Origin of the sequence: Corynebacterium sp. 11A, from assembly GCF_008930935.1 — a bacterium.
GTDB lineage: Bacteria > Actinomycetota > Actinomycetes > Mycobacteriales > Mycobacteriaceae > Corynebacterium > Corynebacterium megadyptis.
Map to the genome: position 1 here is coordinate 1 of NZ_PQMR01000004.1, position 14,831 is coordinate 14,831.

Annotated in this window: 14 protein-coding genes and 1 tRNA gene; 7 read left to right on the forward strand and 8 right to left on the reverse strand. The window is 63.4% G+C overall.

Annotated features, from left to right (window positions below; translation table 11 throughout):
• Both GBB18_RS04570 and GBB18_RS04575 read right to left on the reverse strand, forming a co-directional pair.
• Positions 1-972 (reverse strand): ABC transporter permease (locus GBB18_RS04570; protein WP_151640896.1); only part of this gene is annotated, 972 nt, incomplete at its 3' end.
• Positions 973-974: 2 nt separating this feature from the next.
• Complete coding sequence (locus GBB18_RS04575; RefSeq protein WP_151640897.1) at positions 975-2,648, reverse strand: TIGR04028 family ABC transporter substrate-binding protein; 1,674 nt, start codon at positions 2,646-2,648, stop codon at positions 975-977.
• Positions 2,649-2,778: 130 nt separating this feature from the next.
• Here GBB18_RS04575 and GBB18_RS04580 point away from each other — a divergent pair, with 130 nt between their 5' ends.
• Together GBB18_RS04580 and GBB18_RS04585 are read left to right on the forward strand one after the other, a co-directional pair.
• Complete coding sequence (locus GBB18_RS04580; protein WP_151640898.1) at positions 2,779-4,641, forward strand: FAD/NAD(P)-binding domain-containing protein; 1,863 nt, start codon at positions 2,779-2,781, stop codon at positions 4,639-4,641.
• Positions 4,642-4,652: 11 nt separating this feature from the next.
• Positions 4,653-5,039: a globin gene (locus GBB18_RS04585; RefSeq protein WP_151640899.1), complete on the forward strand. Its 387-nt coding sequence runs from the start codon at positions 4,653-4,655 to the stop codon at positions 5,037-5,039.
• Here the strand turns inward: GBB18_RS04585 and GBB18_RS04590 are convergent.
• The 3 genes from GBB18_RS04590 to GBB18_RS10625 are packed head-to-tail and all read right to left on the reverse strand — an operon-like array spanning position 5,036 to position 6,360.
• Positions 5,036-5,662: a hypothetical protein gene (locus GBB18_RS04590; protein WP_192795925.1), complete on the reverse strand. Its 627-nt coding sequence runs from the start codon at positions 5,660-5,662 to the stop codon at positions 5,036-5,038. The two genes, GBB18_RS04585 and GBB18_RS04590, sit on opposite strands and share 4 nt — an antisense overlap.
• A gap of 15 nt (positions 5,663-5,677) precedes the next feature.
• On the reverse strand, positions 5,678-6,145 hold the full coding sequence (locus GBB18_RS04595) for a thioesterase family protein (RefSeq protein WP_151529744.1): 468 nt from the start codon (positions 6,143-6,145) through the stop codon (positions 5,678-5,680).
• A gap of 44 nt (positions 6,146-6,189) precedes the next feature.
• Positions 6,190-6,360 (reverse strand): hypothetical protein, encoded by a 171-nt coding sequence (locus GBB18_RS10625; protein WP_192795926.1) that lies wholly within the window; start codon positions 6,358-6,360, stop codon positions 6,190-6,192.
• Between GBB18_RS10625 and pdxY the strand changes: the two genes are divergently transcribed.
• Entirely contained in the window at positions 6,359-7,210 is an 852-nt protein-coding gene (pdxY, locus tag GBB18_RS04600; protein WP_151549925.1) for a pyridoxal kinase PdxY, read from the forward strand. The genes GBB18_RS10625 and pdxY overlap by 2 nt on opposite strands.
• A 122-nt stretch (positions 7,211-7,332) precedes the next feature.
• Here pdxY and ettA read toward each other — a convergent pair whose 3' ends face one another.
• From ettA to GBB18_RS04615, 3 genes are all read right to left on the reverse strand, one after another.
• Complete coding sequence (ettA, locus tag GBB18_RS04605) at positions 7,333-9,003, reverse strand: energy-dependent translational throttle protein EttA (RefSeq protein ID WP_151529746.1); 1,671 nt, start codon at positions 9,001-9,003, stop codon at positions 7,333-7,335.
• A 145-nt stretch (positions 9,004-9,148) separates the two neighbouring features.
• The gene (locus tag GBB18_RS04610) at positions 9,149-9,601 is read right to left on the reverse strand and encodes a single-stranded DNA-binding protein (protein ID WP_151640901.1); all 453 of its coding nucleotides are present in this window, start codon (positions 9,599-9,601) and stop codon (positions 9,149-9,151) included.
• A 160-nt stretch (positions 9,602-9,761) separates the two neighbouring features.
• Positions 9,762-11,966 (reverse strand): cytochrome c oxidase assembly protein, encoded by a 2,205-nt coding sequence (locus GBB18_RS04615; RefSeq protein ID WP_225990236.1) that lies wholly within the window; start codon positions 11,964-11,966, stop codon positions 9,762-9,764.
• Positions 11,967-12,138: 172 nt separating this feature from the next.
• Here GBB18_RS04615 and GBB18_RS04620 point away from each other — a divergent pair.
• The 4 genes from GBB18_RS04620 (at position 12,139) to orn (ending at position 14,793) form a co-directional block, all read left to right on the forward strand.
• A tRNA-Arg gene (locus GBB18_RS04620) sits at positions 12,139-12,212 on the forward strand.
• A 148-nt stretch (positions 12,213-12,360) separates the two neighbouring features.
• Positions 12,361-13,284: an ornithine cyclodeaminase gene (locus GBB18_RS04625; protein WP_151549923.1), complete on the forward strand. Its 924-nt coding sequence runs from the start codon at positions 12,361-12,363 to the stop codon at positions 13,282-13,284.
• Between the two features lie 20 nt (positions 13,285-13,304).
• Positions 13,305-14,105, forward strand: a complete 801-nt coding sequence (cmrA, locus tag GBB18_RS04630; protein ID WP_151549922.1) for a mycolate reductase — start codon at positions 13,305-13,307, stop codon at positions 14,103-14,105.
• A 43-nt stretch (positions 14,106-14,148) separates the two neighbouring features.
• Entirely contained in the window at positions 14,149-14,793 is a 645-nt protein-coding gene (gene orn / locus GBB18_RS04635) for an oligoribonuclease (RefSeq protein ID WP_151640970.1), read from the forward strand.
• The last annotated feature ends 38 nt before the right edge of the window (positions 14,794-14,831 follow it).

Below are 14,831 nucleotides of genomic sequence, written 5' to 3' on the forward strand. Positions count from 1 at the left end.
GGCTGCGAGGGGCTCGGCGGCGGGGCCAGTGCGGGCAGTGCGCACCGTGCGCAGGCGTGGATCAAGCAGCGGGTAGCACAAATCCACGATGAGGTTGATCAGCACGAACAGTGCCGCGGCGAGCACCACGATGGCCATGAGTACAGGGGTGTCGCGATTGGATACCGCGTTCACGGTGAGCGCCCCGATCCCGGCTCGGCCGAAGACGGCCTCGGTCACCACCGAGCCGCCGATGAGTTCGCCGAAGATCATGCCGGCGATAGTGAGGGTGGGAAGCAGCGCATTGCGCATGATGCCGCGCCACAGCACCCACCGTTCGGTGGCGCCGCGGGCCCGCAACACGGTGACAAAGGGGCTGGCCTCCACGTCATCGATGGAACGGATGAGCACCTGCGCGAGGGGCGCAGCCACCGGAATCGAGAGGGTGATCACCGGCAACACCAGCTCATGCAGGGCGGAGCCGCCGATCACGGGGATGATGGCGAAGCGGAAACTCAGCAACTGGATTAGCACGATGCCGACGAAGAAGGTAGGGGTAGAAGCAAAAAGTGGCGGCAGCGATCCGGCCAGCGCCCGCAGCCAGCGGAAGGGTCCGAAGGTGGCGGCGGTGGCGATGAGGACCGCCAGCACCACGCCGAGGAGAAAGCCGCTGACAGCCAGAGCCAGCGTGTGCGGAAGAGCCTCGCCCAAGAGAGTGGACACGGCACTGCCTTGGGCCACCGAGGTACCGAAGTTTCCTGTGAGATAGCCACCGAGGAGCACGAAGAACTGCACCACCAGGGGCTTATCCGCGCCATAGGAGCGGCGAATCTCCTCCACCTGTTGCGGCGAGAGACCGAGCTCGGGGCTGGCATAGCGGGCTTCGACCGCATCGCCGGGCAAGGCGGCGAGCAGCACGAAGGCGGAGATGAACACCAGCAGTATCACGGTGAAGGCTTGGAGGATGCGCGACAACACAGCAGACCGAGTCATATCTAGTTCTCCTTCGCGGCGCTCAGGCTGGTGGCATAGAACCACGGACGGGCGGTGGGGCCGGTGTGGAAATCCCGCACGTTATCGCCTAGGGCAAACACTTGGGGTTCCTCAAAAAGCGGCAAGGCATAGGCTTTGTCCGACACATAGTTCTGGCTTTCCCCCACCACGCGCTCTCGGGCGACAGGGTCCGCGGTGCCAGAGATGGCGTTCATCAGTCGTTCAAGTTCAGGATCGTGGATCTCTCCCGTATCTGTATCGCCATTGAGCAAAACATTGCGTTTCTCCGAATGCCAGAGGGAGGTCACCACGTCCGCATCGGCACGGCCCACAATGTGATGGGCCAATTGAATCTTCTCGATGTCCTTGGCCGCGGCGGTTTGGGCGGCATAGTCTCCCGGGTAGAGCTGCAGGTCTACCCCGATGCGGCGCAGCTGTGCCTGCATCATGGTCACAATCTCCTTGGAGCGTGGCTGCGGCACCGCCTCGTTGACCGTGAGGCTCAGGCGCTCGCCGTCCTTCTCCCGGATGGCGCCTGGGCCCGCGCCTGCGGGCAGCTGCCAGCCGGCCTCGTCGAGCAGCTGCCGCGCGGCCTCGGGGTCGTAGACATAGTGCTCGGATTGATCCTCATAGCCGCGCGCCTCGCTCGAAAGCGTGGAGGTGGCCAGCGGGTAGGAGTCGGTGAACAAGGTGTCGAGGATTTCCTCTCGGTTCACGCCCTTGATGAGCGCCTCGCGGACCCGCTGATCCGCGAGATAGGGGTGGGCGAAGTGAAAGTTGATGGAGTTATTCATCCCGCCGGTGCCGCCGGCATGGATGCGCACACCCAGCTCCCGAAAGCGGCGCTCATCGGGTGCTTCCACCTGGCGAATCACGTCGGCCTGGCCAGCGAGCAGAGCACCGGTGCGCACCGAGTCCTCTGGGGCGGTGACGATGGTGAGGGTGGTGAGCTTCGCCGGGCCGTGATGGGAGGCCGCCGGCGGGCCCCAGTCATAGTCTTCGCGCCGCACCAGCCGGATCTGGGTGCCCAGTTCCTCCTCCTCGATCACGAAGGGGCCGCTGGCCACCACGTTTACCGCATTGCCGGGGCCGAAGCCCTCGGCGTCGCGACGCAGCGTGGCAGTCGACAATAACCCAGCATTCAGGGTGGAGGTGGCTTGCGCGAAGCCCGGCGCGGGGGCGGAGAAGTGGAAGCGCACGGTGTGCTCATCGAGCACCTCGCCGCGCTCATAGTTGTTGATCTGCTCGCTGGGCGGCAGGGTGCGCTCGGCGTCGCCGCGCCCGAAGAGATCAAAGTTGGCCACCACATTCGCGGCGTCGAGGGCGCTGCCATCGGAGTAGGTCACGCCCTCACGTAGCCGGAAGGTGTATTCGGTGGCATCCTCGTTGATCTCGGGCAGCTCCGTGGCGATCCACGGGTGCAGCTCGAGGGTCTCGGGGTCTTGCCATAAGAGGCGATCGGTGATGTTTCCCACGATGCCCCCATTGGGGTAGAAGCCCGCGGTCGGCGGGTAGAGGCTGGTCCACGGGGCCGAATCGGCATAGGTCAGCTCCGCGGCGGCGGCGCGATCATCGGGGTTGGCTTTGAGGGGCGCGGCACAGCTGGCGAGCATCAGCATGGGAATCGCGAGCGCGGCAAGAAGCGGGGCGAGATGAGGGCGTCGTGAGAGTGTCATGGACGGAGCCTTCCTATGCGATAAACACAACAGCAGGTGCCCGCCAGACGCGGCCCCTCAGCCCCGCCGCGGCGCGCACAGCACGATATTAGACTGGCCATTCTATTTATAAAGGACTAATCTGTCTATTATGGGTATTTCACACTCGGCTCACGCTCACCCCCGCAGCATCGCCATCATCGGAGCAGGACCCCGCGGGATCTCCCTGCTTGAGCGACTATCCACGGCTCAGCGCCACAGCGATCAGCCCACCCCCTTGACGGTGCATCTCCTCGACCCCCACCAGATCGGGGCGGGGCAGGTATGGCGCACCGACCAGCCGCGGACCATGTGCATGAACACCCTTGCCGATGCTGTCACCCTCTACCCCGACCCTGGCGCCAGCGTCGGCATTCCACCACGCACCGGCCCCACCATGTATGAGTGGATCCGCGCACAGCTGCAGGACCCAGACGCGCGGGCGAGCGAGTTCTGGGAGGAGATGCGCGCCACCAAACCGGAGTCCAATCCCAGCCGCGCCCTCTACGGCGAGTATCTCCGTGCCGTCTACCAGCAGCTGCGCGACACCCTGCCAGAGACGATGACTGTGCGCGAGCACCCCCATGCCGCCACCGCCATCGAGCCGCAGGGCTCCCAGGATCTGATAACACTCGCCGATGGCACCACCCTGCTGGCCGATGCCACCGTGTTGGCCCTCGGCTGGGACACCCCAGCTCCCTCCGCCGAGGAGGAGGCCCTCGCCCAAGCGAGCGGCCAGTGGATCGCCCCGGGCAACCCCATTGATCAGGATCTCTCCCCCATCGTCGCCGGCGAGACCGTGCTGGTGCGGGGGTTAGGCATGAGCTTCTTCGATTCCCTCCTGCTACTCACCGAGGGGCGCGGCGGCCGCTTCATCTCTGATACCTACCGGCGTTCGGGGCTGCGCTATGAGCCGAGCGGCCAGGAACCGCAGGTGGTGGTGGCCAGTGGCCGCGGCTATCCCTATCTGCCGAAATCGGAGTACCACTCCCTACCCCCTGCGCCACATAATCCCCGCACTCGCGCCGTGATCGCCGAGCTATCGGAACGCACCGGTTTGGGCTGCATCGATTTCGGCACCGAGGTCCTGCCCGCACTATTGCGCGATGCCCACGAGGCCTACTACCTCACCAGCCGCCCTGCCCGTGTGGAGGAAATTCTCCAGCTCATCGATAGCACCACCGATCCTCGGCTTTTGCCGGAGCAGATCGCACCGCTTCTTGACGCCACCTCTCGCTCCTTCGACCCCTTCGCCTACTCCCAGCCATTGGCGGGGCTCCGCATGGATCCGCCCGCCCTGACCGAGCACATCGCCGCAGGACTCAGCGGCGATATCCACGAGGCTGAACGCGCCCGTGAATCCGCCTTCAAAAATGGCATGTGGGCCCTGGCCGCCTCCCGCAAGGCCGTGGGCATTCTCGGCGAACACGGCCGCTACACCCACGCCTCGCGCACCACCAGCCTCCGCGAATTCATGGCTCTGGGCCAGATGGCGGGATCGGGGCCGCCGCTGTTTCGCACCCGGCAGTTGCTGGCGCTTATCGACGCCGGCCTCGTGGAGTTTCTCGGCGCCACCCCACAGGTGAGCACCACCGAGACCGGCTTTCGTATGTCCTCTCCCACCACCCGCGACGCCCGCGAGGCCCGAGTGCTTCTCGATGCCTTCGTGCGCAACCCCGATATGGGCAGATCCGCCTCGCCTTTGGTGCGCTCAGTGGGCGCGAGGGCTCGGCTCTTCCGTTTTGACGATGGCAGCGCCTCGCGCTCGTGGGAAGTCGATCCCCATACTGGCCGTGTTCTCGGTAGCGAGGGAAAGGCCGATCCCCGGCTGCATGCGGTGGGCATTCCCTTGGGGGCGTTTCTCGCCGACACCACGATCTCGCCGATGCCGCGTACCGACCCCACTATGCTCCAGGAAAGCGACCGGGTGGCGCGCTCGCTGCTACGCATCGCCTGCGGCTCTCCGAGCACCTAAAATGGATAGACATGACTGAACCGCGCAGCGTCTTTGAGGAGATCGGCGAGGCCACCTTCGATCGTTTAGTCGCCGGCTTTTATGCCCGCGTGAAGGAGGATGACATCCTCGGGCCCATGTACCCAGCCGAGGATATGGCGGGAGCCGAGTGGCGGCTAAAAATGTTTCTCATCCAATTCTGGGGCGGACCCAGCGAGTATTCCGCCCAACGGGGGCATCCGCGGCTTCGTATGCGCCATGCGCCTTTTCAGATTGATGCGGCCGCCGCCGAGCGCTGGCTGGAGCTGATGAAAGCCTCCATGGATGAGCTATCCCCCGAGCAGCTTTCCGACGCCCACCGTGCCGCGGTGTGGGAGCACATGGTGCGGGTGGCCTATATGCTGGTCAATCACACCTAGAGCAGGCTGGTGAGGGAGTCCGCACCGGCCCGGTACCACACCGAGCCGTAGTAGGCGTCGATACGCACCCACCTGCCCGAGCGCGACACCAACAAACGATTATGACTGGGCTCGGAGGTATCTGTGGGGATAAAGGCGAAGGCGTTGAGCGCGAACACCGCGCGCATCGGCACCTCCACCGTGATCTCGCCGGTGCTACAACTGATCACTGTGGAGTTGAGCAGGGACACTGGCGGCCCCATGGCGGTAGAAAATTGATTCGCCAAGCCGCGCCCCGCATCCACGAGCTGCCGCACCGCGGCTCCTGGAATGGATTCGATGAGCTCCCACCCGTCTTCTGGGGGTAGGGCACCCGGCCAGGACAGCGCGCCGCCGGGGGCGGGGCTGGGCTGGGGGTGCAACCCCGAGCCATCGAAGGTGAGTAGATCCTGGGCCCGATACACGGCCCCATCGCTGTCGATAGTCCCTTCCGCGCGCCGCCCTGCGAGCACCGAAAAGGGGGTGTGCACAAAGCACTCAAGCCCGCCGGAGCGGCGAGCGATGCGGATATGGGCGTCACTATCGAGCGCGAGGGCGCGCGTGATCAGCGCGAGGATCCCCTGCTGTCCTGAGGAAAACTGCACCACAACCTCGCCGCTCTAGTTACTGCCGTCCGAGATCGCCTTGGTCTCCTCGGCGCGGGTGAGCACCGAGATCTCCCGCTCGCTAATAGGACGCGGGCTCGAGGTGTGCAGGTCCATCGCGATCTGCACGACTTCGATAATGCAGCAAATCTTGCCGTGGCGATCCTTCAGCTTCTGCCGCGAGGTAAAGGAGGTGTGGCCGATGCTAATGACTTGGGTATCCACGGTCACTGCGGTGGTGTCGGTAAGCACCGGGGCGAGATAGTCGGCATCAAGGCGACGCACGAACACGGTGGGGATCTCGAGGCCGCGGGGCACGAACTCGTCGATAGCAAAACGCATCCGCGCCTCCTGAGCAATCTCCACATAGATGGAGTTGCTCATGTGCCCGAAGCGGTCAAAGTCTGTCCAGCGCACCGGAATGGCGCAGGAATGAATGGGGCCGGGCGTGGAGCTTTCCACATGGGCGGCAGTTTCGGTCATCGTGGTTACCTTCTCACATACAATGCGTTCGCTCAGGTGCGTACTTAGGCCATTGTGCCAGTGCGGGCGCGCCCGTGCACGGGATTGGCACCCACGATTGACAGCGGCACCACCGGCTCGGCGATCTTCGCCGTTGCGCGTCCCACCTCGCAGCCCGTGGTCTGGGCGCACCCATTTTTCTTTTCCCTCACGTTCTCGAGCACAATAGAGAGCATGAACATCCTGTCAATCCAATCGCACGTCACCTACGGGCACGTCGGCAATTCCGCTGCCGTGTTCCCCCTCCAGCGCATGGGCCACGAGGTGTGGGCTATCAACACCGTGGAGTTTTCCAACCACACCGGCTATGGCGCCTGGCGCGGACCGCTGATGCCCGCCTCTGATGTCACAGACATCGTCACCGGCCTCGAGGAGCGCGAGGTGCTGGGCTCGGTGGATGCCGTATTGTCTGGCTACCAGGGCGGCCCCGACATCGCGGATGCGATCCTCGACGCGGTGGCGCGAGTGAAAAAACACAACCCGAACGCCATCTATGTGTGCGATCCAGTGATGGGCAATGCCAAGTCAGGGTGCTTCGTCTCCGACGCCATCCCACCGCTACTGCGCGACAAGGTGGTGCCGCAAGCCGATGTGATCGTGCCCAACCAGTTCGAACTGGGCTACTTGGTGGACCGCGAGGTCTCCGATCTGGATTCCACCCTCGCCGCCGTGGACGCCGCTTTCGATCTTGGCCCCTCGGCGGCACTCGTGACCTCCGTGGAGCGCCCCGACCGCGAGGAGGGCACCGTGGAGATGCTGGCCGTCGATGAGAAGGGCGCCTGGCTGGTCACCACCCCGAAGCTGCCGATTAAGATCAACGGCTCCGGCGATGTCACCGCCGCGCTCTTCACCGGCCACTACACCGAGGGCCGCGACGCCGCCGCCGCACTCGCCGCCACCACCTCCTCCATTTTCGACCTGGTGGAGGCGACCTACACCGCGGGCAGCCGTGAGCTGAAGCTCATCGAAACCCAGGATGCCTTCGCGCACCCGCGCATGCAGTTTGAGGTACGCCAAGTGCGCTAAATAGCTCTCGTCTCTAGACAACAACCACCGCCGCTGAGCTGATATCCAGCTCGGCGGAGGTGGTGGTGTTTTTTCGCGGCGCACCGGCCCCGCTGTGGGGGGCGGGTGCTCCGACTTAGTGTCTAGCGAGAGAGCTTGCGGTGGGTCACACGCGAGGGGCGTGCGGCCTCTTGGCCGAGGCGCTCCACCTTATTCTTCTCATAGTCCTCGAAGTTGCCTTCGAACCAGAACCACTGCCCCTCGGCGATATTGCCTTCCCAAGCCAGGATGTGGGTACAGGTGCGGTCCAGGAACCAGCGGTCGTGGGAGATCACCACGGCACAACCAGGGAATTTCTGCAGCGCGTTTTCCAGCGAGCTCAGAGTTTCCACATCGAGGTCGTTGGTCGGCTCGTCCAGCAGGATCAAGTTGCCGCCCTGCTTCAAGGTCAGGGCAAGGTTCAGGCGGTTGCGCTCACCACCGGAGAGCACCTTGGCCGGCTTCTGCTGGTCCGGCCCCTTGAAACCGAACGCAGACAGGTAGGCACGAGAGGGCATCTCGTTTTGGCCGACGTGAATGTAGTCGAGGCCATCGGAGACAACCTCCCAGACGGTCTTTTCGCCGTCGATATTCTCGCGGTTTTGGTCCACATAGGACAGCTGCACGGTCTGGCCCACCTTGACCTCGCCGGAGTCCGGCTCCTCGAGACCAACAATGGTTTTAAACAGCGTGGACTTACCCACACCATTAGGGCCGATCACGCCCACGATGCCGTTGCGCGGCAAAGTGAAGGAGAGATCCTTAATCAGGGTGCGGCCATCGAAGCCCTTGGTGAGGTTGTGCACCTCCACCACCTGGTTACCCAAGCGCGGCGGGGTGGGGATCTGAATCTCTTCAAAGTCGAGCTTCTTGTACTGCTCGGCTTCCTTGGCCATCTCCTCGTAGCGCTCCAGACGGGCCTTGTTCTTGGCCTGGCGGGCCTTGGCGCCGGAGCGAACCCATGCCAGCTCGTCCTTGAGGCGCTTGCGCAGCTTAGCGTCCTTCTTGCCGGCTACCTCGAGGCGCTCGGCCTTCTTCTCCAGATAGGTGGAGTAGTTGCCCTCGTAGGGGTAGAGCTTGCCGCGGTCGACCTCGCAGATCCAGCCGGCCACGTGATCGAGGAAGTAACGATCGTGGGTCACGGCCAGCACGGCGCCGGGGTAGTCCGCCAGGTGCTTCTCCAGCCACAGCACGGACTCGGCGTCCAGGTGGTTAGTGGGCTCGTCCAGCAGCAACAGATCCGGCTCGGAGAGCAGCAGCTTGGCCAGGGCCACGCGGCGGCGCTCACCACCAGAGAGGTGGTTGACGGGCTCATCGGACGGCGGGCAGCGCAGGGCCTCCATGGCCTGCTCGATTTTGGAGTCCACTTCCCAGGCGTCAGCGGCATCCAGCTCCTCTTGGAGCTTGCCCATCTCTTCCATGAGCTCATCGGTGTAATTGGTGGCCATCTCCTCAGCGATGGCCTCAAAGCGCTGCTTCTTTTCGAAGATGCCGCCCAAGCCCTCTTCCACGTTCTCGCGGACGGTCTTCTCCTCATTCAGCGGCGGCTCCTGCTGCAGGATGCCGACGGTGGCTCCGGAATCCAGGAAGGCCTCGCCATTGGAGGGCTGGTCCAGCCCGGCCATAATCTTCAGAATCGAGGACTTACCGGCGCCGTTTGGACCAACGACACCGATCTTCGCGCCCGGATAAAAGGCCATGGTGACATTGTCCAGAATGACCTTGTCACCATGGGCCTTACGGACGTTTTTCATGGTGTAGATAAACTCGCCCAACTTATGTAACTCCCTATTAAATATGACGTGCACGTTAAGTAATGAGCAGCCGCCCCAGCCCGAGCAGAGGGCAGGGCTAAAACGCTGCTAGCCGCCTTAAAGGGTACATGAGTTCCAGCGCGGGCACCTACATTGCACTACGGGGTTAGAAGGGCACGGATTCGGCCTCCTCCCCCAGCGCTTTCGCGGCAGCGGCGCGATTATCCGCGGCGGTATCCGCCGCACTATCTTCGCTGCCCGCCCCCACGCGCAGCAGCGAGCGGGTGACATCGCTGCCGACAAATTGGGCCTTAAACTTGACCTGGCTGCGCTTGGAGGTCACCCCATTGTCTTCCACCTCCCAGACGTCGGTATAGAAGTGGCCGACAAGAATCACGCTCATGCCGCAGCGCAAGGCGTGTGCGGCCGGGGAGGCGATCCTGCCCCAGCATTCGACATCCACCCACAGCTCGCTGACTTGCTCCCAATCTCCCTGCTCATTTTGGCGGGATTTGGAGGAGCAGACGCGAAACTTCGTGAGTTCCTTGCCGCTGGGAAATAGCCGGTATTCGGGCTCGGTGCCGAGATTGCCCATCAGAGTGGTTTGGATCATTGGCATAGCTGCACGGTCCTTTCTGGTGTTCTATGTTGCGTGCGATCACCAGAGTGGCCCATCCATCCGACTGCCGGCCCGAGAGAGCACACGGGCCTGTGGATAACCGCCTCGCCCACCCCCACGGGGCTAAGGTTATCCACAGGCCATATACACAGACCCAGCGTTAGCGGCGGCGCGGCCGCGAAATGTCCTTATTGTGGTAGTCGTCTTGCCTGTCCTCGCCGCGGCTGACCTGCTGTAGCCACTGGTTATAGGCCTCGAGCTGCTCATCGTCGGTAGCATCCGCCTGCGTGTCATAGGCGCGGGACTCGCGGCGATCCGCGGTCAGCCACTTGCGCAGCACCACAATGTAGACGATCACCAGTGGGAATGCGCCAGATGCCCAGGCAATGCCGCCGCCTACGGTCTGATCCCAGAGCAGGTCCACCTCCCAGGGCAAACCAAGGGTGCTGTAGAACTCCTCGCCCATTACCTGCTGGGTCTGCATGAGATAGACCGCGAAGTACATGTGGAAAGGAAGCGAAAACGTCAGCCACGCCGTCTTCGACATCGGCGAGCGCTGCACCGGCAGCGGGTCGGTGGCCATGATGTCCCAGTAATACATGTAGCCCGACCACAAAAACAGCACATTCATGCTCAGGTGTCCGGCGTGCTCGGAAATCGCCACCTCGTACAGACTCGGCACCAGATACATCAGATAGAAGATCACGAGGAACTGCACGGTGTTAAACACTGGGTGCACCACCACCCGCAGCACGGGGTTATCGAGGGCAATCTCCGCGAATTCATAGAGCCCCGGCACATCGCTTGTCGACGGCTCATTGGCTTTCAACGCCAGCTGCAGCGGATGGCCCAGCACCCAGAACACGGGGATGGTCATAGACAGGATCATGTGCCCGACCATGTGCATCGAGAAGGTGGCCGGGATATTCATGCCGATACCCGAGCTCATGGTGATCACTAGGGTGGCGCAGCCGAGCAGGAACCAAGCGCTGCGGCGAACCGGCCAGCTCTCGCCCTTGCGGCGCAGCTTGATGAGGCCGTATATATACAGTCCCGCGAGGATCAGCCCGAAGGTGGCGAAGGCGATATCGAAGCGCCACATCGTCCACACATTCCAGATGGTGGGCTCCTCGTAGAGCTTGTAGCCCAGCTGGATATCCATGGTGTTGATGTCTGCCACCAGCGGCGGGGGCGGCGGGGTGCGGCCCAGCGACACGGCGACGCCGGTGACCGCGCCCATCACCAGCACCTCCACGATGGCGATGCGGCGGAAGGTGCGGTGATCATTCGGGTCGCGCTCCAGCCGCGGGATGGCGATGCGGCGGTGGGCGAAGCCGAAGAGGGCGAGCACCACCACGCCCACAGCCTTGGCGGTAATCAACAGACCATAGCCGGAGGTGAGCCAGTCCGAGAAGTCGATACGCACGGCGGCGTTGAGTAGACCGGACAGCGTCATACCGATAACAGCCACCAGCGCGAGCGGTGAATAGCGTCGAACAGCAATATCGAGGTGGGTACCCCGACGGCGGCCGTGTGCGATAAGCGCCATGAGCCCACCAACCCACAGCACCATGAACAGCAGGTGCCACAGATAGGAATTCGTGCCGTAGTCGTGATTACCGCCGCTGGCGGAGTGCCCCTCCATACCCAGCGGGACGATCATGAGCACCGACAGCAGCAGCCACACTGGCTGCATAATCCACTTCTTGCTCAAGAGCGCCCCCAGCCCGACGACTAGGGCGACGCAGGCCACCACGATCCAGGCCAAGGAGGTAGAAACTTGGGAGATCGCGATGGACCAATTCCCCGGCTTCATCGCCTGCCACAGCGATTCGCCGGAGACATCCGAGAGATACATCGGCACCATCGCCACCGCGATCATGCCGAAGCACAGCGCCGCCACCGCACCGGTGCGGCTGGCCAAGGAGCCATCCACGCCGAGTTCCGCTACCCGCAGCCGGGTGGCCAGTTCTGATTCGCGGTGAAACTCATAGCCATAGCCGCTCGCTTGGGAGCGCTGCTCCGCCGCCGCAAGCCGGCGTTTGTCCACGTACATCTCGCTGACGTGCTGGGTACGCGGCGGAGTAAGAAAAGAGCTGAAATAAAAAGAGCCCACAGCAAGCGCGGCCAGCATCATTCCCCCGGCGCGCAAAAAGGGCAGCCCAGCGGTGGTGGCCGGGCCGGGGTCGGGAATACCCAGCGCCGCTAGGGAGGCACTCAGGAATTGCCAAGAAATGAGGCCCGCAACCAGTCCTGCTGTAGTGAAAAATAGCACGTAGAGCGCCGTGCTCGGGCGCGCCGGGGAGGTCGGGGCCGAGGGTGCCGGTGCGGTTGTACCAGCGGAGATGCTCGTCGCTTCAGCCATGTTCTTAGGATAGCCGCCAGCCCGAGGATCGTTAACTGACCATGTCCTCAATTCCCCGCAGCATCTTCTAGGCCGCGTCCCGGTCCCGCCTTTTGCGCGCTGATCAGCGCGGTGACTAACATACGTAGGCATCGCTGTGCACGCGCCTTCTTGGCGCCCCGTGCAGCGATATACCTCCGTAGCTCAGTGGATTAGAGCAGTGGGTTTCTACCCCATGTGTCGCGGGTTCGAGTCCTGCCGGGGGTACTTTTTCTGGGCGATCCGCGATGTCCTCGAGAAGTACTGTCCGCTTCCCGACGTCCCATCCCCTCACACGCGGGGGTGCACAGCGCATTCCCGCAGGCTGAGACATGTGTCACCTTGGTGGCCAGAGTGTTTTAGTAAGCTCGACGGCATGCTCATTATTGATCACGACACAGTCGAAGCCCATTTGCCCAGCCCCGCCGCAGCCGTGGAGTCCATTAAAGAGGCATTGATCGCCATCGCTGATGGCTCGGCCAACACCGTGCCGAAGATTCAAGTGAGCGCCGGCGAGGGCCGCTCCTATTCCAACTCGATGCCCGCCGCCTGGCCAGATCGCAATCTTTTTGGCACCAAGTGGGTGACACTCACCCCGAACAACCCGGAGAAGGGCCTGCCCTTCGTCCAGGGCAGCGTGCTGCTCTCCGATCCGGATGATGGCTCCACCCTCGCCATTCTCGACGCTGCCCCGCTGACCGCTTTCCGTACCGCCGCCGTCACCGGCGCCAGCCTCGCTATCGACGGCGGGGAGCGCCGTGATGTGACCTTCCTCGGCACCGGGGTGCAGGCCCGCTCGCATGCCCAGATTCTCGAGGGACTCGGTTATGAGGAGATGACCGTGTGGGGCCGTAGCTCCTCCTCCCTCGATGCGCTGATGGAATGGGCCGCCGAGCACACTCCCGGCATCACCTTGAAGCCCACCTTGGATCGCGACGGTGCGATCCGCGACGCCGGGGTGATTATCACCGGCCTCGCCATGCGGGTACCGGGCCAGGAGATCACCTCCGCACAAGTGCGCGATGATGTGACCCTGCTGCCGCTGGACTATGGCACCGTGGTGGGCAAGGAACTGGCCGCCGCCAGCACTCTTGTCGCCGATGACCCCATCCAGTACGAGGCACTGCGCCCCGCGAAGATCGCCGAGGACTACCCCAAGGCCACCGGCGCTACCGGCGATCTGCTGAACGGCGATCGCCCCAAGGGCATCGTGGTGGCACAGAACCTGGGCTCCGGTCTCGGAGATATTGTTATTGGCAGCGACGTGCTCGCCTCCTACCGCGCCGCCAACTCCAACTAATTAGGATTCATCACCTCATCATGTCTCTTCCTCTCCCCCAACCCCAGCAGCGAGCCGTAGTTACCGGCGCCAGCCAGGGTATCGGCCGCGCGATTGCTCGGGATCTCGCCGCAGCGGGCCATAACCTCATTCTTGTTGCACGCCGCGAGGCCGTGCTGCAGGATCTGGCGGCAGAACTCGTCGATAAGCATGGCGTGGAAGTGGAGGTGCGCGCTGTTGATTTGGCCCGTGCCAACGCCCGCGCCGAGCTGGTGGATGAGCTGGCCCAGCGCGAGATTTCCATCATCATCAACTCCGCCGGCATCGCCAGCTTCGGAGCCTTCCGCGATCAGGACTGGAACTACGAGCAGGATCAGTTCGAGCTCAACGCTCGGGCCGTATTCGAGCTCACCCATGCTGTGCTGGCGGGCATGCTCCAGCGGGGCGAGGGCGCGATCCTCAATGTTGGCTCGGCGGCCGGTAATGTGCCGATCCCGAATAACGCCACCTACGTCTTTACCAAGGCGGGCGTGAATGCCTTTACCGAGGCGCTGCACTATGAGCTGCGCAAGACCGGGGTGCACTGCACCCTGCTGGCTCCTGGGCCGGTGCGCGAGGCGGAGATCGCCGAGGAGGAGAAGTCCATCGTGGACAAGGTGGTGCCCGACTTCCTGTGGACCACCTATGAATCCTGTTCGAAAGAAACCCTCGAGGCTTTGGCCAATAACCGGCGCCGCGTGGTGCCGGGGCCGCTATCGAAGGTCATGAATGCGGTGTCCAAGGTGGCACCGACGGGCCTACTCGCGCCACTGATGGGTTCCTTCTATGCTCGAATGGGTTAACCATTGTTGTTCCTCTCAACCCTAGAAAGCGCCCTCCGTGACCATGTCTGAGCCGCAGCTACCCGCAAAATATGATCGCCTCGTGTGGATCGACCTGGAGATGACGGGTCTGGACCCCGCGCGACATGTGATCGTGGAGATCGCCGCCGTGGTCACCGACGCCCAGCTGAATATCCTCGGCGAGGGTGTGGACATCGTGGTGCACGCCAGCGAAAAAGAACTGGCCCAGATGGATGATTTTGTGGCGAATATGCACGCCTCCAGCGGGCTGACCGAGGAGATCACAGCCTCCACTATCAGCCTCGCCGAGGCGGAGCGGATGGTGCTGGAGCTCATCGCGGAGCACTGCGATCCCGAGCACCCCGCCCCCTTGGCCGGTAACTCCATCGCCACCGACCGCGCCTTCATCAAGGCGCATATGCCGGCGCTCGATGCGGCGCTACACTACCGCATGGTGGATGTCTCCTCCATCAAGGAGCTGGCACGGCGCTGGCAGCCGCGGGTGTACTACCACCAGCCGGACAAGGGCCTCGCCCACCGCGCGCTGGCGGATATCGTGGAATCGATCCGCGAACTCGACTACTATCGCCGCGCTCTCTTCGTAGCCGATCCCGGCCCCACATCGGAGAACTGCGGCGACGCCGCCGCTCAGGCCGTCGACCGCTACCGGGAGCATCTCGGACAGTAAAACCACCAACGCCCGCTACCCAGTGTGAAGGGAGCGGG